This window comes from Nostoc sp. (genome assembly GCF_036917815.1).
Classification (GTDB): domain Bacteria; phylum Cyanobacteriota; class Cyanobacteriia; order Cyanobacteriales; family Nostocaceae; genus Nostoc.
The window spans coordinates 14,254-39,673 of the sequence record NZ_JBALEK010000101.1 but is presented as its reverse complement, the minus strand read 5'-3'; the positions used below and the strand labels follow the sequence as shown (position 1 = coordinate 39,673).

21 protein-coding genes are annotated in these 25,420 nt (G+C 42.1%); 15 read left to right on the top strand and 6 right to left on the bottom strand.

Translation table 11 applies throughout. From position 1 onward, the window contains the following. Positions 1-3 precede the first annotated feature (3 nt). From V7K97_RS30995 to V7K97_RS30985, 3 genes are all read left to right on the top strand, one after another. Entirely contained in the window at positions 4-1,365 is a 1,362-nt protein-coding gene (locus V7K97_RS30995) for a hypothetical protein (RefSeq protein ID WP_334804805.1), read from the top strand. A gap of 406 nt (positions 1,366-1,771) precedes the next feature. Next, positions 1,772-2,524 carry a PspA/IM30 family protein gene (locus V7K97_RS30990; protein ID WP_334804804.1) on the top strand — a complete coding sequence of 251 codons (753 nt, stop codon included), beginning with the start codon at positions 1,772-1,774 and terminating at the stop codon, positions 2,522-2,524. Between the two features lie 162 nt (positions 2,525-2,686). Further along, positions 2,687-3,469 (top strand): PspA/IM30 family protein, encoded by a 783-nt coding sequence (locus V7K97_RS30985; RefSeq protein WP_334804803.1) that lies wholly within the window; start codon positions 2,687-2,689, stop codon positions 3,467-3,469. A gap of 23 nt (positions 3,470-3,492) precedes the next feature. Here the strand turns inward: V7K97_RS30985 and V7K97_RS30980 are convergent, their stop codons facing one another. Continuing rightward, the gene (locus V7K97_RS30980) at positions 3,493-3,642 is read right to left on the bottom strand and encodes a hypothetical protein (protein ID WP_334804802.1); all 150 of its coding nucleotides are present in this window, start codon (positions 3,640-3,642) and stop codon (positions 3,493-3,495) included. Between the two features lie 317 nt (positions 3,643-3,959). On the opposite strand from V7K97_RS30980, the gene V7K97_RS30975 reads away from it, so the two are divergent. The 8 genes from V7K97_RS30975 (at position 3,960) to V7K97_RS30940 (ending at position 14,246) form a co-directional block, all read left to right on the top strand. After that, entirely contained in the window at positions 3,960-4,295 is a 336-nt protein-coding gene (locus V7K97_RS30975) for a thioredoxin family protein (RefSeq protein ID WP_334804801.1), read from the top strand. A gap of 148 nt (positions 4,296-4,443) precedes the next feature. Continuing rightward, positions 4,444-5,727, top strand: a complete 1,284-nt coding sequence (locus V7K97_RS30970) for an LL-diaminopimelate aminotransferase (RefSeq protein WP_334804800.1) — start codon at positions 4,444-4,446, stop codon at positions 5,725-5,727. Between the two features lie 442 nt (positions 5,728-6,169). Beyond that, complete coding sequence (locus tag V7K97_RS30965; protein WP_334804799.1) at positions 6,170-7,354, top strand: esterase-like activity of phytase family protein; 1,185 nt, start codon at positions 6,170-6,172, stop codon at positions 7,352-7,354. Between the two features lie 288 nt (positions 7,355-7,642). Continuing rightward, entirely contained in the window at positions 7,643-9,265 is a 1,623-nt protein-coding gene (locus V7K97_RS30960; protein WP_334804798.1) for a serine/threonine protein kinase, read from the top strand. A 95-nt stretch (positions 9,266-9,360) separates the two neighbouring features. After that, entirely contained in the window at positions 9,361-10,887 is a 1,527-nt protein-coding gene (locus V7K97_RS30955) for a serine/threonine protein kinase (RefSeq protein ID WP_334804797.1), read from the top strand. Positions 10,888-11,651: 764 nt separating this feature from the next. Beyond that, complete coding sequence (gene rlmN / locus V7K97_RS30950; RefSeq protein WP_334804795.1) at positions 11,652-12,746, top strand: 23S rRNA (adenine(2503)-C(2))-methyltransferase RlmN; 1,095 nt, start codon at positions 11,652-11,654, stop codon at positions 12,744-12,746. 128 nt (positions 12,747-12,874) lie between these two features. After that, positions 12,875-13,759, top strand: coding sequence for a class I SAM-dependent methyltransferase (locus tag V7K97_RS30945; RefSeq protein ID WP_334804794.1), 885 nt, complete (start codon positions 12,875-12,877; stop codon positions 13,757-13,759). A 16-nt stretch (positions 13,760-13,775) separates the two neighbouring features. Further along, a complete protein-coding gene (locus tag V7K97_RS30940) occupies positions 13,776-14,246 on the top strand; it encodes a hypothetical protein (RefSeq protein WP_334804793.1) in 471 nt (156 codons plus the stop codon). Positions 14,247-14,323: 77 nt separating this feature from the next. On the opposite strand, the gene V7K97_RS30935 is transcribed toward V7K97_RS30940, so the two are convergent. Then, on the bottom strand, positions 14,324-14,503 hold the full coding sequence (locus V7K97_RS30935) for a replication restart DNA helicase PriA (RefSeq protein WP_334804792.1): 180 nt from the start codon (positions 14,501-14,503) through the stop codon (positions 14,324-14,326). A gap of 441 nt (positions 14,504-14,944) precedes the next feature. Next, a complete protein-coding gene (gene uvrC, locus V7K97_RS30930; protein ID WP_334804848.1) occupies positions 14,945-16,822 on the bottom strand; it encodes an excinuclease ABC subunit UvrC in 1,878 nt (625 codons plus the stop codon). A 635-nt stretch (positions 16,823-17,457) separates the two neighbouring features. Between uvrC and V7K97_RS30925 the strand changes: the two genes are divergently transcribed. Beyond that, the gene (locus V7K97_RS30925; RefSeq protein ID WP_334804791.1) at positions 17,458-17,637 is read left to right on the top strand and encodes a hypothetical protein; all 180 of its coding nucleotides are present in this window, start codon (positions 17,458-17,460) and stop codon (positions 17,635-17,637) included. Positions 17,638-17,658: 21 nt separating this feature from the next. Here the strand turns inward: V7K97_RS30925 and V7K97_RS30920 are convergent, their stop codons facing one another. From V7K97_RS30920 to V7K97_RS30910, 3 genes are all read right to left on the bottom strand, one after another. Further along, entirely contained in the window at positions 17,659-18,063 is a 405-nt protein-coding gene (locus tag V7K97_RS30920) for a response regulator (protein WP_334804790.1), read from the bottom strand. 606 nt (positions 18,064-18,669) lie between these two features. Then, positions 18,670-19,794 (bottom strand): NF038130 family PEP-CTERM protein, encoded by a 1,125-nt coding sequence (locus V7K97_RS30915; protein ID WP_334804789.1) that lies wholly within the window; start codon positions 19,792-19,794, stop codon positions 18,670-18,672. 674 nt (positions 19,795-20,468) lie between these two features. After that, the gene (locus V7K97_RS30910; RefSeq protein WP_334804788.1) at positions 20,469-21,929 is read right to left on the bottom strand and encodes a TM0106 family RecB-like putative nuclease; all 1,461 of its coding nucleotides are present in this window, start codon (positions 21,927-21,929) and stop codon (positions 20,469-20,471) included. Positions 21,930-22,217: 288 nt separating this feature from the next. On the opposite strand from V7K97_RS30910, the gene V7K97_RS30905 reads away from it, so the two are divergent. The 3 genes from V7K97_RS30905 to V7K97_RS30895 all read left to right on the top strand — a co-directional run bounded on the left by V7K97_RS30905 (position 22,218) and on the right by V7K97_RS30895 (position 25,407). Beyond that, the gene (locus tag V7K97_RS30905) at positions 22,218-22,781 is read left to right on the top strand and encodes an HIT family protein (protein ID WP_334804787.1); all 564 of its coding nucleotides are present in this window, start codon (positions 22,218-22,220) and stop codon (positions 22,779-22,781) included. Positions 22,782-22,888: 107 nt separating this feature from the next. Then, positions 22,889-24,082, top strand: coding sequence for an aminotransferase class V-fold PLP-dependent enzyme (locus tag V7K97_RS30900; RefSeq protein ID WP_334804785.1), 1,194 nt, complete (start codon positions 22,889-22,891; stop codon positions 24,080-24,082). Positions 24,083-24,324: 242 nt separating this feature from the next. Continuing rightward, positions 24,325-25,407 (top strand): glycosyl transferase, encoded by a 1,083-nt coding sequence (locus V7K97_RS30895; RefSeq protein ID WP_334804784.1) that lies wholly within the window; start codon positions 24,325-24,327, stop codon positions 25,405-25,407. Positions 25,408-25,420 lie beyond the last annotated feature (13 nt).

Sequence of the window (25,420 nt, the reverse complement as noted above, 5' to 3'; positions counted from 1 at the left end):
GCAATGACTCAAAATCCCCTGAACGATTCCGGTACTCAATCGTCTAAAACACCTGGATTGAAACCAGCACTAGCAGCAGCACTAGCGAGTTTAGAGGTACCACTAGATCAAGAGTTAGCTCGATATCGACGCACACGAAATGGTTTGGTGTCATCAAACCAGCGTCGTGTTGCAAGTTACATGAGCAGTCAAGCCCAGGCGTTGGCTGCCATTCCGACAACACCGGGCACAACTCAGTCATCAGTAACGGCAATTACAACCAATCTGCCGCCTGTATCCGTAACTGTGAATCATCAGGGAACCACAGCGCCAGCTACGGCAAAAATTGACGTGCCACCAGCATCTGCTGTAGCTGTGAATTCTGAGATGAAACCAACGTCAGCTACCCTAAAGACTGAGGAACTGAATAATCTTAATGTACCCTCAACCGCCGATTCTGCTAGAACACAAACTCAACTTCCACCACCCCCGCCCAACTTTACTAGCAGCATTGTGCGAACAGTCGTTAAAGATACTAATAGCGAAAATCTCTTGCGGCCAGATGACACACCTAAACACCCAGATGACTATTTGGAATCTAGTGAAGCACTACTACGAAGTTTGACAGAAGAACAACTAGAAACCAGGAAACCAAGCAATTCTAGCGACAGTCTGCTATCACCTTTGGGTATCGGCTCAATGTTGCTGCTATTGGTGGCGAGTCTTACCTTGGGTTATGTAGTATTCAATCCCAAAGGCTTGTCACAATGGAATTTAGGCAAATTGTTTAACGGGAACTCGTCTCCCGCACCAGAAAAGACTGAGGAAGTTGGGAGTAATGCCCAACCTCAGAACCAGTCACCAAGCACATCTATACCTAAGTATCCCAATCTAGCTAATGAAGAGTTTCCTGAGGTGAAAGATCCCAATGATCTAGTTGGCTTAAAACCCAAAGTCCAACCAACCCTCGCAGTAGTGCCTAATTCAGTCGTTCCCCAAAACCGCGCAAATCCTCAAGTACCATTGCCTGTCCCCAACACAGCCCTAAAACCGACAAATCCGATCGCTTTAGCACCAGTACCGATGGTACAACCTTTACCTCTCCTGAATTTGCCTCCTGCTTCAACGGCAAAAACCTCGCCCAAGCCAATGACAACTTCACCAAAACTGAGTGCAGAAATCAAACCAGGAACAGATGGGTTTTATCATATAGTCATAGATAATAAAGGCGCGGTTTTAGACTCGGCACGGCAAGTAGTTCCCGATGCTTATTTATCATTTGACAAACAATTGATTTATTTGGGTGCTTTTAAGACTAAAGAGCAAGTACAAAAACAGATGCAATTATTACAGGCGAGGGGAATCAAGGCACGGGTTCAGCAGTGATGAGTTGCAAAAATCTACGATACTATGAGATAACAGTGCTGAGTTATGAGTGCTGAGTAGTAGAGACTTCTTCCAGATGTATGACGAATCACCTTTTCTGGTAAACTAAGTATTATCATCTTGACCATCAATGCCATAAGCGAAAACCAAGCTAACAGGTATATGTTGCAAGAAAAAGATTTGGGTCTTGGGAACCAGGACTCCTGACAAGAGGAGGGAATGTAAGACCAATAGAACTACGAAGTTCTGGAGCCTATTCCTGATGAATTGGGAGAGCTACGTCCGTCTTAGGTTGGGGTAGTTCACCTAGGCACCCAGCACTCCATAACTACCCGACGACAAAAATTCTGATACTCAGGACTTTAAGTAGGCACTCAGCATTGAGTTTCGTGAATGGAGAGCCGATATGGAGTTAATCAAGCGTATCCTGCGGGTGATTCGCGCTAATCTCAATAGTCTGATTGGTGGTGCAGAAGATCCAGAAAAGATTCTGGAGCAAGCTGTGTTGGAGATGCAGGAAAATCTGGTGCAGTTGCGGCAGGGTGTAGCACAAGCGATCGCTACCCAAAAACGCACGGAACGACAGGCGGCAGCGGCTCAGTCTCAAATGGAAGAATGGTATCGCCGCGCTCAATTGGCACTGCAACAAGGCAACGAACCTCTAGCACGCGAAGCTTTGACTAAGCGCCAAGCTTATAAAGAAACCACTACAGCCCTATTTTCTCAGATCCAGCAGCAAAACGAGATAGTAGCTAGGCTAAAAAAGGATATGCGATCGCTAGAGTTAAAAATTGGCGAGGCAAAAACTAAAAAAGATATGTATATTGCTCGCGCCCGTTCTGCCGAAGCGTCTTATCGCCTCCAAGAAATGCTCGGCGGAGTTTCTGCAACCAGCAGTTTGAGTGCCTTTGAGCGCATGGAAGAAAAAGTTTTGCAGATAGAAGCTCAATCAGAAGCCATAGCTCAACTCAGTAGCGACGACTTGGAAACACAATTTACTTCTTTGGAATCTAATGATGTAGATGCCGAATTAGCAGCCATGAAGGTGCAGGTTTTCAACCAGGCAGAAAACACACAGCACGAAAGTCTCCTCACTGAGGAGAACCAGAACACAGCGCAACCTCCCCAACAGCAGTTACCCAAAACTCAAGACTCTTGAAGTTTGGCTAATTACCCCAGTTTAGAGATATCTTAACAATTAAGAGTTGTTAGGAGGTACTGATTCAAACCGGAAAGATTACATTGAAATAGGTAGCTATTAAAAAGTAAAAAAGCGAACTGTCCAACAAGAAGCGTAAATTACACAAGGAAAAACAAAGTTATGGGATTATTCGATCGCATTAAGCGAGTAGTTAGTTCTAACCTCAACGACCTCGTTAACAAAGCCGAAGACCCCGAAAAAATGCTAGAGCAAGCCATCCTGGAAATGCAGGAAGACTTGGTGCAGCTGCGTCAGGGAGTAGCCCAGACCATCGCCTCCCAAAAACGCAGTGAGAAACAATACAATGATGCCCAAAATGAAATCAATAAGTGGCAACGCAATGCTCAACTGGCACTGCAAAAAGGTGATGAGAACTTAGCGCGACAAGCTTTAGAGCGCAAGAAAACTTATACTGACAGCAGCGCATCCCTCAAAGCTAGTTTAGATACCCAAAGCACTCAAGTTGAAACCCTCAAGCGCAACTTAATCCAGCTGGAAAGCAAAATTTCTGAAGCTAAAACCAAGAAAGAAATGCTCAGAGCTAGAATCACTACTGCCAAAGCCCAAGAGCAACTCCAAGGCATGGTGAGTGGGATGAATACCAGCAGTGCAATGGCTGCCTTTGAGCGGATGGAAGAAAAAGTCTTAATCCAAGAATCCCGCGCCCAAGCACTAGGAGAGTTAGCAGGTGAAAATTTAGAAAGCCAATTTGCCCGATTGGAATCTGGTAGCGATGTTGATGATGAATTGGCAGCTTTGAAAGCACAAATGTTACCACCCGCCACTCCCCAAAATCAACCCCAACTGCCACCGCAACAAGAAACCACTGCTCCTAATCCTAAATCTAATGAGGTAGTTGATGCCGAGTTGGATTCCCTACGCAAGCAATTGGATCAACTGTAAAATTGGCAGAAAACTTATTTGAGCTAATCCCACACCTGTTGGCTGTGGGATTTTACGTCAATAGTTAATAGTCCAAATAAGAGATTTCCAACAAATAGATTATCCAATCTTGTGGGATGGGCAACATGAGCGCCTTTGACTACGGCTCTGACTACGGGCGGGTGAGACACCATTGGTGTCAACTTAAGCCTGGGCGAAGGTCATTCGCGGCTACACAAACGTTCGCCCTTGGCGTTCCCGAAGGGTAGTCCGCCTGCGCGGACTGACGAAAAATTAAGGATTTGAAACCTGCGGAGGCAGGTTTTGTTTGTGTAGACGCGGTTTCTAACCGCCCACTTCACCTTAAGTTGAGACCCCTACCCCACAAGAAGTAATTGAGTATTTTTTATTTGTCAGTCCCTAACCATGAATTATTGACTATGGACTATTGACGACTTTGGGATAAAGTATTGTGTGTGCCAACTTCGATCGCCACCTGATGGAGACTGTAATGAGTAAGGCTGTAATCACCATAACTGATGCTGACTTTGAAACCGAAGTGTTAAAAGCCGAGCAGCCTGTATTAGTTTACTTTTGGGCTTCTTGGTGTGGGCCGTGTCAATTGATGTCGCCCGCGATTAACTCTGCTGCTAGCGAATATAGCGATCGCCTCAAAGTCGTGAAAATGGAAATTGACCCCAACCCAATCACTGTTAAGCAGTACCAAGTGGAAGGTGTACCCGCCCTCAGACTATTTCAAGGAGACAAACTACTAGAATCCACTGAAGGAGTCATCAGCAAAGAAAAATTACTTGCTCTCCTAGATACCCACTTAAATAGTAATTAGGGACTTCCAAATAAAAAAATACTCAAAAAACTGGCGAAAAAAATCTCTCCTCCTTATTCCTCTGTGTTCTCTGTGTCTCTGTGGTTCGTTTTTTTGGATAATTTATTTCTTGTCAGTCCCTTAGTCAATAATTCATAGCAAATGACTAATGACTAACATACAATTTGCCAAACGTTTACAACCCCTACAATCTAATGTATTTGCTGATATGGATAGAGCCAAGGCAGTCGCTTTGGCTGCTGGGCGACAGGTAATTGATTTGTCCTTGGGGTCTTCTGATTTACCAGCCGAGGCACACGTCATTGAAGCGATCGCTCAGTCTCTTGGCGATCGCAGCACCCACGGCTATCTGTTGTTTAACGCTACCCTTGGGTTTCGGGAAGCCGCAGCCAACTGGTATGAACAAAAATTTGGCATCAAAGTCGATCCGCAAACTGAGGTACTACCTCTGATTGGTTCTCAAGAAGGCACAGCCCATTTACCCCTAGCAATACTCAATCCCGGAGACTTTGCCCTGTTGCTCGATCCGGGTTATCCCTCCCATGCTGGGGGAGTCTACCTAGCCAGTGGTCAAATCTACCCGATGCCACTACGGGCAGAAAACGATTTTTTACCAGTGTTTGCTGATATTCCTGCCTCAGTCTTGGCTCAGTCGCGGATGATGGTATTAAGTTATCCTCACAATCCCACAGCTGCGATCGCGCCTTTATCTTTCTTCCAAGAAGCTGTCGCCTTCTGTCAACAACACAATCTCGTCCTAGTTCACGATTTCCCCTACGTAGATTTGGTATTTGGGGAGAGTGGAGACTGGGGACACTTCGACAAGCTCAGTGCATCGCTGGCGACTGGCGACTGGGAATTAGGAACTAGAAAAAATCTTTCCCAATCCCCAATCCCCAATGCCCCATCCCTAGTCCCTTCAATTCTGCAAGCCGATCCAGATAAAAGTGTCTCAATTGAATTTTTCACCCTTTCCAAGTCCTACAATATGGGCGGCTTCCGCATTGGCTACGCCATCGGTAATGCCCAATTAATTAACGCCTTACGCCAGGTAAAAGCCGCCGTTGATTTTAATCAGTATCGGGGAATTTTGAATGGTGCGATCGCTGCCCTAACTGGCCCTCAAGCTGGCGTAAAATCTGCTGTCGCCACCTTCCAGTGGCGGCGTGATGCTTTCATCAGTGCCTTACACCGCATTGGCTGGAATGTTCCTACTCCCCAAGCCACAATGTATATCTGGGCAAAATTGCCTTCACATTGGAGTCAAAACTCCATAGAATTTTGTACCCAGCTAGTCAAACAAACTGGTGTAGCTGCTTCCCCAGGTGCGGGCTTTGGCAAATCTGGAGAAGGGTATGTCCGTTTTGCCTTGGTGCATGAGCCACCTTTGTTAGAAACTGCCGTGGAAAGAATGGCTGAGTTCCTTCATTGAATTTCTTCTCAAGCTGAACCCCAAGAATTTTTGGCGGAAAGGTCTAGGAATGGAACATGCGGTAGGGGCGCACAGCTTTCAAAGATGTCAACTTCAGGTAAAAGCGTCTAGAAGAAGTTTTTAGACATTATATCGTTATCTCGTTTCCAGTCTCAGGCTCTGGCTCAATGTCTTGACTGGAGGCGGCAGCCCCTAGTCAGCCATTGCCATGCTCTGTATGGGAACGAGAGAACAATGGAAAATCGAGCTTTTTTCGACTTGTGTGTACACCGTAGCCCCAATATATCGGGGAGGGTTAGGGTGGGGTGATTCGATAACTTGTGTATACACGGTAGCTTTTTAAGGGGGGATCTTTATACAACTTGATACTTTTCAAACATCCTCTCAGTACTGTTTCAGTGCTATCTTGTTTATGATTTTCAAAATTTAGCAATAGCTTTCCATGCAGTTAATTAAAAAAATCTTTGTATTTCCACGAATTATTTACTTTCTAATCCTGATTCTAATTATTACCCTCCTATTCACAAACTTCTACTCAAATGCTGTTGAAGTCAGTAGCATAGAATTTATTGGCGAAGCCACCTTACCGAAAGGTTTAATCTTTAAAAAAACTGAAGTAGGAGGTTTGTCTGGAATTACTTATGATGCCAAAAACAACCTTTATTACGCTATTTCCGATGACCGGGGACAAAAAGCTACCGCCCGTTTCTACACCCTAAAAATCGACTTGAGCAAAGGTTCTCTACAAAAGGGTAAAGTTGTTCCTGTCAGTGTCACCACATTATTAAATGAAAATAAGCAAACATTTCACCCTGGTGAAACTGATACAGAAGGTATTGCATTAACTAATAAAGCAACTGTATTTATTTCTTCTGAAGGCGATGTAGCCAAATTAATTAATCCTTTTATTAAAGAGTTTTCACTATCTTTTGGGAGAGAAATTAAAACACTTCCCATCCCAAACAAATTTTTGCCAGATAAAAATGGTCAAAAAGGTATCCGCAACAATTTAGCTTTTGAAAGCCTCGCCATTACACCGGATCAAAAGCATCTATTCACAGCCACAGAAAATGCTCTAATTCAAGATGGTGTCGCAGCTAAACCTAACATCGGTAGTCCTTGCCGGATTTTGCAATACAACTTGCTCAATAACCAACCAGAAAAGGAATTTCTTTACCAAACTGAACCAGTTGCACCATTTTTGAATGTGACTGGTAAATTCGCTAGTGGATTACCTGATTTGCTTGCTCTCGATAATCAAGGACACTTCCTAAGTTTAGAACGGTCTTTTACTGGTTTAGGATTTGCTATTTCTCTATTTCAGGTTTCTTTAGAAGGAGCCGATGATATTCATCAGGTAGACAGCCTTTTAGCGATTGACTCCAAAAATATTAAACCAGTTCAGAAAAAACTGTTGTTAGATTTGAGAACCCTAAATGTACTGCTAGACAACATCGAAGGCTTAACTCTTGGCCCTAAACTACCCGATGGACAGCAATCATTAATTCTCGTCAGTGATAACAATTTTAACTCCCTGCAACGCAACCAGATACTAGCGTTTAAGATTAAGATTGAAACTCCGCTAATTAGATTATTACATCGCTTACTCCCAAATCTTAACCGTTAATTGCGATCGCGCCTTTACTGCTATTTACTTGTTTCTACTTATTCCTGTGTATTCACGGAATTTACTAGGTAACTTTATCTAGCCTATTTGTAGTTTCCGTGTAATTTCTCAACCGTAATCCTTCATAAATATGTTACACAATATTTAGGAGCTTCTGTAGAGAGATTAAGCATAATTACAGTAGGTGATTAGTCTTCTCCAAGTTCTGATACTTTTTAGATTTAAATTTAATAATTAGCTAAACTTATTAAAGTATTTTGCCAACAATATTTTTCATAAATGATTTTTATGCCAGAAAATAAAATTGAGAATATGGTAGGGCAAAAAGCAGAATTAGACAATTACATTGGACAATTTTTAAACAACCGCTATTTAATCAGAGATTTGATTGGCAAAGGGGGGATGGGTAGAGTTTATTTAGCAGAAGACACTGCCAAAGGTGGTATACCGATCGCAGTCAAAATCTTATCACTTAGTTTGGCGAACCAACAAATGTCCCAGCGCTTTGCCAGAGAGATTTTTATTGGCGCTCAATTGGGTCGAAAAAGTAAACATATTGTCCGTATTTTAAGTTATGGAGTGACTGAGGATAAAATTCCCTTTTTTGTAATGGAATACCTCCAAGGAAAAAATCTCAAACAGATTCTCAAAATTAGGCCATTAACAATATCGAAGTTTTTAGAGATTTGTAATCAAATTTGCTTAGGCTTACAATGTGCCCACCAAGGTATCAGCCTCAAAGGAGAGATTTATCCGATTGTTCACAGAGATATTAAACCAGAAAATATATTCATTAGTGAAGATAGTAAACAAGGAGAAATTGTCAAAATACTCGATTTTGGTATTGCCAAATTTCTCACAGAGCGAAGTGGAATGACTCTGACAGATTCTTTTATTGGTAGTTTACCTTACTGTTCTCCAGAACACATGGAAGGGCGCAAACTGCTAGATGTCCGCTCTGATATTTATAGTTTAGGAGTACTAATGTTTGAAATGCTCACAGGAAAACATCCATTTCAAACAAAAAGTAACTCCTTTGGTACTTGGTATCAAGCCCATCGCTTTCAAATGCCACCTACAATTGAGGAAGTGAATCCGCAAGTCAAAATACCGCAGATATTAGAAAAAATACTGATGAGTTGTTTAGCTAAAGAAGTAAGCGATCGCCCTCAAAATATCAACCAAATATTGCAAGATTTAGAAAAGGTTAATATTCAGCTTAATGATGTTATTCCTAGCAATAGCAGTGACATTATTAAACTCTCGCTCCCAGTTCAATTAGTACCCGCAACTTTATTATCAGAAAAAGAGTGTTTACAGAAAAATTGGCCTAAAAATAAACCAATTGCCCCAATCGGATTTCCCCATTTACTACAGACTCTCCAAAGACCCATACCAACTTTTTGGGCAATGTTGCCCAAACAAGAGATTACAAAATTTTTGGATAAAATACATGGCACTGAATTTATTAGTAAAATGGATGTATACCCAATGCTCTTGTGGATAACAGTACTATACGATGCCCAACCTTCTATGACTAAGTGGCTACCTTATTTTCTGGATTTGAAAGATAACAAAGGGCAGAATCTAGCACGTAGTTTAGCAGAAGTAGGCTACTATCATCTACTATTTTTTCCGCTAGAAGAGCCAACCCGTTGCTCTCATGTAACAACTTTAAACCTCACGGCTAACCAACGCCAGCAACTTGTAGATTGGTTAAATATAAGTCAACAGTCAAATGATTTAATCTTGCCTAATCAAGCCAAAAGTATTCTAAAAACAGATTACGAAAAGCTGAAGTTAGACATCTTAAAAAATTTATCCGCACATCAAAAAGCGGAGAAAGAAGGTTTAACAAATTGGATGGATAAATTCATGGAGATTTTTTTTAAACTTTTATCACGTTCTTGAAAGTCTGCAATGAGAATCAAAGCTTGCCACCATTACCTAATGATATTTCTATGTATTGCTAACTTTAAATGGACTCAGCAGCAGAGGTGAACAAAATGAATCAGAGCTTATTTTCATCTCCAAGTAGTACAGCCTTGCTTGCCAATCGTTATCAACTCAAGGAATTGATTGGTAGCGGTGGTATGGGTGAAGTTTTTTTAGCAAATGATATTTTGTTAGGAGGTACACCGGTTGCTGTCAAATTTTTGACTCAAACTGTTGTCGATGCCAAGATGCAACAAGACTTTGCTCGTGAAGCTTTAATGAGTGCAGCTTTGAGTCAAAAGAGTGTACATATAGTGCGGGCGTATGATTATGGCGTGAATGAAAAAGGAAAACCCTACTACGTCATGGAATATCTATGCGGGAAGAGTTTAAAGGATTTAATTCCGTTACCTCTATCCATGTTTTTGACTCTCTCCCGCCAAATTTGTTTGGGCTTACAGTGCGCTCATCAAGGTATTAACATTGATGGCAAAATTTCTCCGTTAGTTCATAGAGATATCAAACCTGCCAATATATTAGTTATTCCTGATCCGATATTAGGTCAATTAGTTAAAATTCTCGATTTTGGTATTGCTAGATTTTTAGATTATGCATCAACAGCTAGTACATATAGGGGATTTAATGGCACTTTACCCTACTGTTCTCCAGAACAACTAGATGGAGAAAAATTAGATAGTCGCTCTGATATTTATAGCCTGGGTGTGATGATGTTTGAGATGCTCACAGGCAAAAAACCTTGGGAACCAGAAACTGATTACTTTGGTGCATGGTATAAAGCACATCACTTTGAAGAACCCAAAGCGATCGCAGATGTTAAACCCACTCTAAAATTACCTCCAAAACTAAATAATTTAATCATGGCTTGTATTGCTAAAAAAGCCAGCGATCGCCCACAAAATATTGCTCAAATTTTGCAAGTATTAAACAGTTTAGAACAATCAAATTATCCTAGTTTACCTACAAATTCATCTCCTAGTTCCATTTTTAGCCGTCCCTTAGATTCTGGATTAGCAATCACAGTAGAACAAAGCTGTCGGCAACTTTTGTGGCCTCAAAATAAACCAATTCAAGAAATTGTTTTTCCCCAGCTTCTAGACACTGCACAAGGATCGATGACAGCACTATGGTTGATGTTGCCTAAACAAGAAATCAAAAACTATGCGGTTTCTAACCGTTACAACCAATTTATCTTCATGACATCCCCTCACCCAATGCTGTTGTGGGTGACTATACTCTACAATCGGCAATTTGCTCCTAAGTGGCTACCGTGCTACTTAGATATGCAAAATCCCCAAAATCTTAAGCTGGTAAGTTTCCTGGCTGAAAATGAACACTATCCTTTGATTTTCTTTACTCTGGAAGCACCACATTCCTATACCAACCTTCTCAGCAGTCGCATCGAGCCAACTCAACGGCAAATGTTGAAAACCTGGGTGCAACACAGTCATAGTCTACCACCGGCTTCTGAACCCCAGTTGAGCAAACAGCTATTAAAGCAGCAGTATAAACAAATGCAATCCCGGATATTGCAGCATCTAGAATCAGAGCCACAGGTTGTATTATCAGGATCTAGTTAAGTGAACTGCTCCAACCTAAGACGGACGTAGCTCTCCCAACTCATCGGCAATAGCCAAGAAAACTCCGTAGTACTAGAAAGTCTGACATTGCCTCCTCTTGTCAGGAGTCCTGGTTCCCAAGACCCAAATCTTTTACCCTGAGCGTTCGCGTAGCGTCTCGTAGAGAAGTCGTTCACGGAGCGTCTCGCAGAGAATGGTTCTCTTGCAACATATACCTAAAAGCTAATGGTTTTCGCTTATGGCATTGATGGTGAAAAACGCGGTCTTGGGGTCTCCCCAAGTAGAGCGATTTTGAACCCGGAGGGTCAAGACTCAATAATTCTAGGGACTTCCAAATAAAAAAATATCCGAAAACTGAGGCAAAAACCCTCTCTATTTCTCCTCTCTCTGTGTTCTCTGTGTCTCTGTGGTTCGTTTCTTTGGATAATTTATTTCTTGTCAGTCCCCTATCAGAAAATTTTGGCGCTGTCTTGCAAAGTTGCTCCTCTTGGGGAGACCCCAAGACCGCACTTTGCGCTTCGTCATACATAAGCGTATTTGTTTTTGCTAATGCAAAAAAAAAACAATACTGGATGCAATCCTCATCCCCCGCTCACAATCCCAACCTTATGAGTACATTGTTCGCGTTAGCGTCTGTCTGCGACACGCTGCGCGAACGCAGAGAAGGTGGGAACTTCCGCGACACGTTAACCATCTTCTTTGGTCAAGACTAAGTTAATCTGGCAGGTGTAGGATAGAGATCCTACATCAACTCTTGATTTTTTATGTCTGCTACGCCTCTTGTATCTCAGGTTGCCTCACACAACCCAGAAAAATCAGAATTAATTCCACCTCTACTAGGTGCCACTGTTGCGGAGTTAACTACTTGGGTGCAGCAGCAGGGACAACCTGCTTACAGAGGAAAGCAACTACATGAATGGATCTATGACAAGGGTGTGCGATCGCTATCTGATATTTCTGTCTTCCCTAAGCAATGGCGGAAAGAAGTAGCAGAAATCCCCATTGGCCGCTCAATCTTACATTACCGCTCAATGGCACCCGATGGCACAGTCAAATATCTTTTACAATTAACAGACGGGCAAATTATCGAAACTGTTGGTATCCCTACCTTCGCCGAAGGGGGAGATGGCCCAAAAGCCCGTCTGACAGTTTGTGTTTCTACTCAGGTGGGTTGCCCAATGGCGTGTGATTTCTGTGCTACTGGTAAGGGAGGCTACAAACGCAACCTAGAACGGCACGAAATTATTGATCAGGTGTTGACTGTGCAAGAAGATTTTCAGCAACGGGTTAGCAATGTGGTGTTTATGGGACTGGGTGAACCGTTGTTGAATACTGAGAATGTCCTAGCAGCCTTGAAATCTCTAAATCAAGATGTTGGTATAGGAGCGCGATCGCTTACAGTTTCAACAGTTGGGATTCGCGATCGCATCCGTCAGTTCGCCCAAAATAATTTGCAAGTTACTCTGGCTGTGAGTCTCCACGCACCCAACCAAGCACTACGAGAAAAACTCATCCCCAGCGCCCGCAACTATCCTCTAGAAGATTTACTGGCTGAATGTCGGGAATATGTAGAAATAACTGGCCGCCGCGTTACCTTTGAATATGTTCTCCTTGCTGGTGTTAACGATTTACCAGAACACGCCTTAGAACTTTCAAAATGTCTGCGAGGATTTCAAAGTCATGTGAATTTGATTCCTTACAACCCCATCCAAGAAGTAGACTACAAACGCCCCAACCGCGATCGCATTCAAGCCTTTGTCAACGTCCTCAAGGAGCAAAATACTGCTGTTAGTGTTCGTTATTCCCGTGGTTTAGAAGCCGATGCTGCTTGTGGGCAACTAAGGGCAAGTAATAATTAAATATTTTGTACTCACTAAATATAATTACTTGGAGCTCACAAAACCCTGTTATCTTAATCATTTAAGAAATTTAATGGTTAGCTCATTTTCTAGCAATCTGAAGCAGGATATTAATAGAGGTGATAGTTATGCCAAGTTCTTCATATTCAGTTCTCAGACCTTATATTGCTGCTGATTTTAAGGTGGATTTAGATAAACAAGATATCCTAAATTTTCCTGTTTCTACTTCCAGTCCAGCCATCGAAGCGAATAGTTATTACTTTGGGCATCCAGAATGGGCAAAAAACTATTTTGAAAGTTGTCATCGTGATGAAGTGTTCAAGTCCTCCTGGGAAGCGGCCACAGGGAGTTGGGATGATAAAATTGTTGTAGACATTGGTTGTGGTCCAGGCAATTTATATGCAACGCTTGGGGGAAAACCACAATTGTTAATTGGTGTAGATATTAGCTATGGGGCATTGTCTATGGCTCAACGTCTTGGCTATACAGCAGTGAAAGCAGATGCCCACCAACTTCCTTTCATTTCTAACTTTGCTGATATAGTAGTACTCAATGCTACACTGCATCACTGTGATTACATGGACATCGTGTTGCAAGAAGCAGCGCGTTTAGTCCGTCCAGGCGGCATCCTAATTACAGACCACGACCCTCAGTTGACTGCCTGGAACTTCCAAGGATTAGGTTTGTGGTTATGGAACTTACGCTTAGGGCTATATCGGCTAATCAAACGAGGAGGTCATGCTTCAGCAGCAGAGCAGACTTGGGGATTAGCAACTGAGGTTCATCACCGACCTGGGGATGGAGTAACGCCAGAGCTTTACTACAAAGTTCTGGAGCCACTTGGTTTTAGTGTCAAGGTTTATCCCCATAACCATACAGTTGGTGCAGAAGTATTGCAAGGCAATTACGGTGAATCTGACAAGAAGTATCGCTTGGCTCAATTATGGTCTGGTATTAATCCTAATTCACCACAAGCAGCTTTATCGCTGATGTGTGTTGCGACACGCCATTGACGAAATAACTATATATATGTTGAATCGCTCATTCACGCTTAAACTATGGCTATTAGTAATTGTTCTTGCAAAAGCTTTGCCGATGAATTCTCCTGCTTATGGACAAATAATTCAGACGAATCCTCAGCAACCTGAGTCCTTTCAAGAAAGAATGAGACAACAACAAGAGGAGCGAAATCAGCAAACACAAGAGCAATTTCAGGAAACATGGCTACGGCTAAACCTTAAAGAACCACAATTACAACAACAACAGAGAATCCAACAGCAAGAATTTACACGACAACGGCAAGAACTCACACGTCAGCAACAACTGAGAGTACAACAGGAACAAACGAGACTACAACAGCAAGACTTTACACGACAGCAACAACAGATATTACAACAGCAACAACAGATACAAGATCAACAAATTAGACAACAGCAAGAATTGAGATTAGAACAACAGAGACAACAGCAACAACTCAGACAACAGAAAGACAACCTGTAAAGGTTTTAAAATCTCTGATAAATAACTTTATTATTAAAAATTAGAGAACACATTCTCCAATTTTTAATTTTTATGAGCTAGCGGTGTGCGAGAATTCCTGGGGCATAAGCCTCAATGACTTTGCCCGTGCGAGTGCAACTAATCATTAAATAGTCACAACTTGGGCATTGTGTCCGAGTTAATTGACTATCAGAAATATAATAGCGCTCCGCGTGGCTACCACAATTTGGGCAGTGAACCTTTTGTACTGTCTGCATTTTAAAACCCCTGATTGTAATTATTTTTTACTTAGTAAAACTGCGCCTTAAACCAGTAAAAATTCTGGTTCGACCCAACTTAACAAACTGCCGTGATATTGGCTGATTATTTTAAACAAAATTTCAAGTTTGAAAACTTTATCTCTATTTATTATTCTAGAAGTTAAGTGATTTTACCCTCCTACTTTAGATACATAAATTATTTTTTAATCAAATACTGCTTAGAGATTTACTGATCCCTATAATTAATGCCTTGAGAGAGCCTTGTTTATAGTCATTTCAGGCGAATGTAAAAAAGCCGTTCTTGTATTCAAAAGTTAAAACCCATAAAATACTGTATATTTAGTAACAAAAATCTCATCTTAAGATTTAGTTAACATTTGGTGATAATATTTATGAGATTAAATTATGTTGAGATAATTTAATTTAAACCACCGAACTTTAAGAGGGATGAAAATAATCGTAAATTTCTTCAGCCAAACGTGGCCCGATTCCTGCGACTTCAGCCAGTTGTGCTGTTGTTGCTTGCCGAATATAATCAACTGAGCGAAAATGCCCTAATAGCTGCTTTTGTCGATGATGTCCTAAACCGGGAATTTCATCTAAACGCGATCGCTTCAATTTATCACTACGCTGCTGACGATGGAAACTCACTGCAAACCGATGGGCTTCATCCCGCAACCGCCGCAATAACTGTACCCCCGGTTGTTCTGCATCAGTTGTCAAGGGTTTAGATTCTCCCGGTAAAAAAATCTCTTCTCGCTGCTTTGCTAAACTGACAACTCGCAAGTCTTCTAATAAATTCATCTCTTGCAAGATGGCGATAACCGATGATAACTGACCTTTACCACCATCGATCATGATTAAATCAGGCCAGTCAGGATTACCCAAACGTGCTAATTGCTGATCTTCCCCATACTTGCGAAACCGCCGTTGGATAACTTCAGCAAGACTAGCAAAATCATCTGAATGTCCTGCTGTCACCGTGGGATTTTTGATTTTGTAGTGGCGATAGTGCTGTTTGGCGGGTAATCCGTCGATAAACACCACTTGCGAAGCTACAGCATTTGACCCTTGAATATGGGAAATGTCATAACCTTCAATGCGGTGAGGTGCATCTGGTAAATCGAGAATGGTAGCTAAATCTTGCATTGCTTGGTGATTGCGGTCGCCAAATTTTTGCATTCTTTGCAATTCATACTGAGCATTTCGCTCTACCATCTCAATTAATTCTGCCTTAGTTTGCCGCAAAGGAGTTAAGATATTTACTTTTTTACCTTTACGTTGAGTTAAGACATCCGCCAATATCTCAGCATCTGGTAAATCATACTGTACCAAAATCTCTACAGGTATTTCCACGGAGTCGGCAGTTTGGTAATGTTCCTCTAAAGCTCGTTGTAAAATCGCTCCCGGTTCGGCGTGAGCATCGGCCACAAAGGCTAAACGTCCTACCAATTGACCAGCGCGAATCTGGAATAGTTGAATGCAAGCGTGTTGTTCATCGGCTGCCAGTGCGATCGCATCCCGCGAAACGGTATCATCTGGTAAAGAAACTTTTTGGTCGGCTGTCAGCGACTTTAAGCCAGAAATTTGATCGCGAATCCGTGCTGCTGACTCAAAGTTCAAGTCATCGGCGGCGGCGTTCATCTGTTGAGTCAAAATCTCAATTAGTTCTTGACTTCGCCCTTGAAAGACCATCGCCACCTTTTGCACAATTTTGCGATAATCTTCTGGTGAAGTCAGCTGTTGACACACACCCGGACAACGCCCTAAATCATAATTTAAGCACGGACGGTCTTTAAAAAGTGGTTGAGGTCGTTGTCGCTGTGGAAAGATGCGCTTGCAGATGCGGACAATTTCTCGTAACAAACCAGCATCAGTATAAGGCCCATAAAATTTATCCTTTTCTTTACCGAATTGGCGTTTACGGGTAATAAAAATTCGCGGATAATCTTCTGACCAAGTAATGCAGAGATAGGGATATTTTTTATCATCTTTGAGCAGCACATTAAAGTATGGCTGGTGCTGCTTGATCAAATTTGCTTCTAGCGCTAGCGCTTCGGCTTCAGTATCAGTGACGATGAATTCAATTTCTGTCACCAACTTGACCATCGTGGCGATACGTTCGCTCTTGTTGTAGCCATCCCGGAAATAGGAACGGACACGCGATCGCAACTTACGTGACTTACCTATATATATAATGCGATCGCTCCTGTCCCGCATGAAATAAACCCCCGGTTCCGGTGGAATTTCGGCTAGACGGTTTTCCAGTCGTTCTGGCTCTTTAACCAGTGGTAATATTTGAGTAGATATTGTCACAACAAAAATTAGGTAATCTTTCTCTATTTTAAGAAAAATTATTTTTTCGTGCCGATTTAACAGACTATTTATCAAGTAAATATAAAGTAGCCGTCCCCACCAAGAGAAGTCTGTAGACACTTCTGCGGCTTCCTTCAGGGTAGGTCGGTTTCCCAACTACTAGTCCACCACACCAACTATAAGTTCGTAGTCAGGACTTTAGTCCTTGATTTGAGCGCTTTAGCGCTCACTACAAACCAAGCATTATTGACTTGACGAACTATAGACCTTTGCCAGAAAACTTGCTGCAAGCATCAGAACATCTGCGATCTTAGTCATCGGCTGCTACTGTCAGAATAAAAACTTTACTTTTTGAATTTATAATTAACATCTTTAAATTGATAACCTTTTCTCATCTGAAACTTCATATTTTAGATAAAAATATTTCTTGTATTGAACTTTATTACTTTTTAATAATGAAGAATATGTTTAGATATCGCTTAGATAAATGTCAAATAAAAATTTTATAAATTGCCAATATTTCGGTTTATTGATTGAAATTATAACATTAAGCGAATTAACGGATTTAGGAAATTAACTTTACGATTATGATTGAGAATATAGTTATTATAATGATTTCGGACAAGAGCTAAACCATGAATTTACAAGACTTTGAAGCCCAGTACCGTGAGGCTATGGCTGAAACTCTCAATGAACTGCAAACAGCAGTTTTGTTGTTAGCCCAAGTACAACAGAAAATTTCAAAAATTGGCGGTTCTGTACAAACCCTTAGTGAGCGCGTTGAAGAGTTTATTGCTGACCAAAAAGCGGAATAAATGCACATGCGGTAGAAAAGTTTATCTGTGGTGACAAGTAAACTGTTCTTCGATTGCCAGGATGAGATCCTTGAGTTTTAAAGGTTTGACAAAATAGCGACGTGCGCCCAAACTCAGAGCTAGTTCTTGATCTGCTTTAAAAGCAAAGGCTGAAACCACAATGATCGGTATTTTTGACAAATCAGGTTTTTGCTGGACTTGTTTTAAGAGCGAATAACCATCGATATCTGGCAATTTTAAGTCTAATAACATTAAATCCGGCTCAAATTTCTCTATAGTTGAGAAAAAACTAGAGCCTTCTGATAAGCTTTGGACATCGTACCCACAGTAACTTAGATAGTCAGTAAGTAACATCCGATTGAGATAATGGTCTTCAACTAGCAAAACTCGTCTAACTTTTTGTGACCGCAATGGCTGATCTGTCATTGATTAATTGTGCTGTCATTGCTACCTATTATCTGATACTCTTAAGTAAAAGCCAACAATTCTTACCATAAATATAGGACTTATATTTGATTTTTTAAATATACGTAGGGGAGTCAGTGCGTTGCGGAGGCTCCCGACGCTCAATGACTCGCTCTAAGAGGTTGTTTGAAAAGTTCTTCTCTTGGTAGCAAAACGTTTTAGATACCCCTAAATCCACGCCACGTGCTTCTCCCAAGGGGAGACGCTGCGCGAACAAGTCGGGGAGCCAGCGCGCTCTTCTCCCTTGGCGCTAGCCTGTCCCTTTGGGACAGGCTAGCGCCAAGGGAGAAGAGAAGGCTTTACTATTTGATTTTTGAACAGATACGTAGGGTGCGTTGGCGACAGCGTAACGCACCATTCTTAAGGATTTGGTGCGTTACGCGAAACGCTAACGCACCCTACAAATACTACAAATACTTAATTTTGTTCAAAAATCAAACCGGATTCCTATATATATACTTAGAATTTTTCAGAAATCAAATCGGATTGCTATAGCTACAAGTAATTATTCATCAAAAAAGGGAGCTGTTAACTCCCTTACTTGTTTTTAGTTTTGAACCCGCAATCTTAGATAGATGCTTTTTTAAATTTGCGTTGGGTAGCAAACACACCAGCAACACCTAGCAGACCAAGTATTATTGATGGTTCTGGGACTTGCTTTGTAGGATCAGTGTATCCAGGTGTGTTCCAAGTGTAATATGCACTGTAGGATACGTGGTCATCAGAGGCTGTGATTCCGGTGGACATAGGGTTAAAGCTATAGGCGTAGTAAGTGTTAGTGCCGTCAACTACCTTGGCAATTTCACTAGCTCCAATTTGACCTTGGTAGGCGTTTACTGCCGCTTGGAAGTTGAGGAGGTCTTTGTATGATGTCAATTGAGTGATTTGATCTGACAGTTGACCTTGGAGAGTTGTCGCTTGAGTAATTTGAGCATTGAGTTTTGCTATCGTGGAAATTGCGGCACTAGTCTGAGGTATTTTTGCAAGCTGACTAAGCTGACTTTGCGCCAACAAAATCTGTCCTGGAATTGCTGTAAGCTGTGACTGCAATTGTGGAATCAGAGTGTTAACTTGTGAAAGGGTTGGTGCAGGGGTATTTGCGGGAAACTGGGGGCTTACTTTATTCCACGCAGCGTTAAGATTAGTATTAATTGTCGCTGAGAGTCTGGCTTTTACATCCAAGTCACCAACCAAGCTCAGTTGCACACCACCATTTTGATCGAATTGGAAGCTACCAATGTTAGGATCTCCGATCCCCAATGAAGGAAGAGAACTCGTTATTAATGATTGGGTATTAGCTGAAAACCCATTCCACAGTGACTGGAATGGAGTATAGGTACTCAACAGACTACTCAGCCATTGCGAACCAAAACTACTCCAGTCACTAGCAGTGACACTGCTGACGGTAGCACTGTAGTTTCCTTGTGTAGCAGTGAAACCAACGTTAGAAGTTGGGTTCTCGTCAGTATACCAAAGCTCGACGTTAGAGGAGACGTCACCATCATTCAGAGCTTGGGAGGCAGCTACAGTATTATTTGCTATAAAACTACCATTCGACCCACCAGTATAGGTATTAATTTCATTTGCATTGTTGAAACTAAAAGATGTAGCGTGTGCTGGGGCGGTGGCAATAGCGCTCACACCAATAGCCATTGAAGCACCAATTACAAGTTTCTGAAAAGTCATCTTCATTGTTTTCAAGTCTCTGTCAGTTTGGAAGTTTAGTTTTAAACTATTGCCGTTTTTAGGCTTGGGCTGTCTTGACTACAGGCTTTTTGTCAACACGGCTGCTTAGAAACACACCTGCATTGTTAGCCATACTTGGTATCTCAGCACACAAACCCAGTTTACGAAACTGGGAGACCTGATTGGGTAAAGTTTCTGCTGATTATCAATGAAAAAATGAAGAATATTTTGATACTTTTGTACGTTTAATTACGTATTTAATTCAAGATTTGTTGTTTTAGAAATAACAATTTAATATTTTTAAGTTCAGTACAATACGGTAATTAGTAGGGACAGAAAAATGTGCATTGGTGTCAACTTAAGCCCAAACCCCTTTCAAACCTCGTTTCCAGCCTCTATTGGGCTGCTTGCGGTGAAGTCAGGGAGGCGGCAGCCCTCCCGTATGCATTCCCAGTCTCAGACTATTGGTGACAACTTAAAGCGATCGCCAAAATGTCAAGTGGGGTGTGGAGATAAGTCCAAAGTGTCTCGCTGTCGAGATTTGGGTTGATATTTAACAACTCCCAAATCTCGATTTTTGGGAGAAGTAAGATAAGCAATTTTGTAGAGGATTCCAAAGGAGAGTAGGGTATTATGGCTAGTGGAAAATGTGACTTGACTGGAGTCGATCTCAGAACTCATTAAGCTAGTCGCAAACCATATTCATCTTGAAAAAAGTTGACAAGCCAATCTTTGACTTTATGGGTGGCGCGACAGTCATCTTCGTTGTAGCTTTGGATAATTTCTAGTAAGGTGCGATCGCCTGTTTCTAGCCACTGATCATACCAGTAAATACATTTGGCACCACTAGCTTCTTTTTCCCGCCACTCAAATCCTAACCAACGAGCGATCGCTTTTAGGGCATAACTTTCTACGGGCAATGCTACACTTTGGGTTAATTGCTCATACACATCCACAAATCGATTCAGTACAGGACGCACTAAGGAGTGCGGAGTATGGTATAGCTTTGCTAGCCGTTTGACTGTATCAAATTCGTAAGCACAAAAATGATAAATTGGCGCTTCGGGATATTGCCAAACCAAATCCAAAAATTGCTGCCAAACTAATTCTTCATCTTCTGGTTTGTCTGCTAAAAACGAATAAAACTGTTCTGTGTTGGCAAGTCTATCAACAACCAAAACCCCTAAGAGATAATCTAAATCTAAGTCTGGCTGGGCTTCAATATCAAAATAAATTTCTATGGGTGCTGTGAATGTAATATCTTTTATTGGTAGCGGATATGGTAAAATTAAAGGCCGTTTTTCTAGTGCAGATTGAGCTTGCACTACTAGCTTGGGCGCTACTTCGGTGTCAAAACCAAGGAGGTTTTCTAAGGTGCTGGGACTGGTGTTAGCGAGAGATTCCAGTGTGGTGATGGCTAAGGCTTGAAGTTGAGTGTAGCGAATGGGTGTTACGCCTGGTAACAGTGAGAGATGTTTTTCAGATTGAGCGATCGCATGACATTCACTATACCAATGGCAAAGATTACACTTTTGTCGAGCAATAAACACCTCTGGCGGATTCGGTAACTCTAAAACTTGAATAAACTCCTCTAGAATCTGCTGCATCCGTGGCATCCATTTAAACAGATCCACCGCATAACTTGTATTTTTGGTTCGCAATATGAGCGAAGCTGTTTCAGGTGCAACTCCCTGCACTGTTGCCAACACTTGGGCATGAAATGCAGCGACAACTTGATATTCTTGCTTAGGGCGCTTACCCAGTTCAATACTAGCCGGGACGTAGATCCAATCTCCAAAATCAGATTGTCCTGGTTGTTTCACGAGTAAATCTGGACGACTTAGCAGGGTGTCTGCTTCCGAATAAGTTGCTAACAGCACTCCCTTATAGATGTACTCAACCCCACGCTGCATCAATTCTAAAGTTGCCTTCTCTGCCTTTTCCCAGTTTCCATAAGAATAATCTGGTTGATGATAAGTCACCTGTGCCAAAGCACTCAGTTGATGAGCGATTTTGTCCTGTTGCAGTTTCCGTAGCAACTCATTGGGAGCATCGCGCTGACTTTTGTCACCGTGGATATCTAGAAAAGGCCGGCGTTTACAGCGTTGGTATTGCAGTAGGAGTTCAGCATTAATTAGCATTTCTTTAAGTTAACAAGAATTAGCACACTCTGGGAGTAATTCAGACAATTAAAGTTTTGAAGTGGCGATACCTTCTCTGCGAGACGCTACGCGTAGCTTGCTTCCCGTTCGCCCCTGGCGTACCGGGTACGGTTGGGCTACGTCAACGCGTCCACACCTAATTTGCCGTTTATTCTATACTGTCAACAGCTAGCTATTGGTGTAAACAGCACAAGTGTTTGCTTTTCTCGCAAGTTACAACTGAGGGAGAGTAACACAAGCACGGTTTATCCATTATTACAAGGGTATATGACAGAACAACATGAGCCGTGTCTGATCTGTGAGCGTGTCACACTTTGGAGAAACGGTCAGAATCCCTACTTGATCCACGAATTCGAGCATTCAATCTTTGTGATTGGCGATCATCAGTTTCATCGCGGATACTCCCTCATCCTTCTGAAAAAACATATTAGAGAGTTGCATGAACTTCCCCCACCTATAGAATTTTCCGACCTAGTAAGGTACACCCGTAGGGGCACGGCACTGCCGTGCCCCTACACCTTGCGGTATAATATTGTACTTCATCTGAATTGGAACCGCTATATGCAGTCTGCCCTATTTCAAGAGGTGATGCTGGCGGGAAAAGCTATTGTTAACGCTTTTAGTCCCTGGAAAATGAATTATGCATGTTATGGAAATGGTGAGCCACATATTCATTGGCATCTCTTCCCCCGTTACGAGTCTGATCCAGATCGCAAGGCTAATCCCTGGCGTCATGCATCAGAGTTCAAACACCATCTGATTATTTCTCAAACAGCCAAAAATCTAGCACAAAAAGTCACAGAGCATTTATCGTTACTGATTACGAGATGAAATTTGGCAGCGAGGGCTTAATCTCATCCGTATTTTTAGCGTTGCTCCTAGCACAAAGTACAAATACCTTTTATTAGCCAGCAAACAGCAGACATTTCTTGTGAATTATGACTAGTATTTCTGTCGCCCAAACCAGGTTGCATAGCCATCGAGAGCAATTTCCCGCTTTAGCGAATAAGACTTATTTCAATTATGGGGGACAAGGACCGATGCCCCAAAGGGCAATGGATGCTATGACCCAAACTCAAGCTCATATTCAGCAAATAGGCCCCTTTGGGAATGAGGCGTATCGCTGGATAGCGCCCCAGACTCAAGCCGCTAGAGTTGCGATCGCTTCGGAATTACACGCACCATCTGAAACAATTACCCTCACCCAAAATGTCACTGTTGGCTGTAATATCGCTATGTGGGGCATTGAGTGGCGTGCTGGCGACCATCTGCTACTCTCAGACTGCGAACATCCAGGCGTAATTGCGACAGCGCAGGAAATCTCCCGAAGATTCACTGTGGAAGTTACCACCTGTCCCTTAAAGATAACTTTAAATGAGGGCGACCCGGTAGAAGTTATTGCCCAGCATTTACGCTCCAATACCCGCCTAGTGATCTTGAGTCATGTTTTCTGGAATACTGGTCAAGTTTTACCTCTTGATAAAATTGCTGAAGTATGCAGAAATAATCATTCTGCACTATTAATAGATGCTGCCCAATCTGCTGGTTTATTGCCTTTAAACTTAACTGAGTTGGGAGCAGATTTTTATGCTTTCACTGGTCATAAATGGTTGTGTGGCCCTGCGGGTGCTGGTGGTTTGTATGTCCGCCCAGAAGCACGAGAAAGCCTGAAACCTACGTTTATTGGCTTGAATGGCATTATTGTGGATAGTCAATCTCAGCCTGTGGATTGGCTTCCAGATGGGCGACGATACGAAGTGTCTACATTAGCTTATCCGTTGTATGTTGGGTTGAAGGAAGCGATCGCAATTCATCAGCAATGGGGAACGTCACAGGAACGTTACGAGCAAATTTGCCATAACAGTGAATACCTCTGGCGACAATTGACGGTGTTACCCAATATTAAATGTTTGCGAACTTCCCCACCCGAAAGCGGTATAGTGTCCTTCCAACTTGAAAATAATCAACCCCAAGCTTATTTGAAATTGGTGCAATTTTTAGACTCACAAAACATATTAACTCGGACAATTGCCGATCCTAGCTGTATACGCGTCACCATCCACTACTTTACTTTAGAATCGGAAATCGACCTATTGGTTGAGGCAATTCAAAGTTTTTGCAAAATTAATTAAAAGTTATAGGGCTTTTCGTTTGTATGCAATACATTTTGACCTCTCTCCAAACCTCTCTCCTAAAAGGAGAGAGACTTTGAATCTTGATCCCCTTCCCGCACTTCGTGCCGCTACGCGAACACAGGGAAGGGGCTGGGGGTTAGGTCTGTACTTCATGCAATTGAGAACCGCTATAGGAGTTATAAGTTATCAGTCTGAAAATTATAACTCCTAACTCCTAACTCCTCACTCCTAACTCTAAAATGGAACGCCCAATCTTATACTTACCCATAACTAACCACGGCTTTGGTCACGCTACCCGCACGGCTTCTGTAGCTGCGACAATTCAAAAGTTATGTCCAGAAGTTCTGCTAATTCTTGTTACCACTGCTCCACGCTGGTTGCTAGAGTGTTATATACAAGGTGATTTTATCTATCGTCCCCGTGCATTTGATTTGGGTGTGGTGCAAACCGATAGTTTGACAATGGATAAAGTCACGACTTTAGAAAAGTTGCTGGATATTAAGAAGCATCAAAATTCGCTGATTGCCTCAGAAGTGAATTTTATCCGCCAAAATCGCGTTAATCTCATCTTGGCAGATATTCCCTTCCTCGCTCCTGGGTTTGCCAAAGCTGCAAATATTCCCTGCTGGATGATGAGTAATTTTGGCTGGGACTTGATCTACCGGGATTGGGGAGGTGAATTTACCGCAATTGCAGATTGGATTAGTGATTGGTACTCAAAGTGCGATCGCCTGTTTCGTCTCCCTTTCCACGAACCAATGCCAGCTTTTAACAATATCACAGATGTTGGCTTAACAGGCGGTTCCCCCCGTCACTCTGCTGATGATTTACGTTCTCTTTGGGGAATAACTGCACCAGTCGAAAAAACTATTTTGTTGACCTTTGGCGGCTTGGGTTTACAGCAAATCCCTTATGATAACCTGAGGCAATTTCCAGATTGGCAATTTATCGTCTTTGATCAATCTGCGCCTGATTTACCTAATTTAGTGAAAATTGATGACCGCAAATACCGCCCTGTAGATTTTATGCCTATTTGTGGGCGAGTCGTCTCTAAACCTGGTTACGGCACTTTTTCTGAGGCCACGCTACTAGGAGTACCAATTGTTACCATACCGCGTGAGGATTTTGCGGAAGCAACTTTTATACTAGAAGGCATAACTAATTATAATCAGCATCAAATCATTACCCCATCTGAGTTTTTTCAAGGGACTTGGGATTTTCTTTATGAGTTACCCCAACCACCAAAGCAATCTCAACCAATTGCTAAAGATGGTAATGAAGCCATCGCTAAAGCTGTTCTTAATTATTTACAGACGAAATAAAGTTATTCAACAC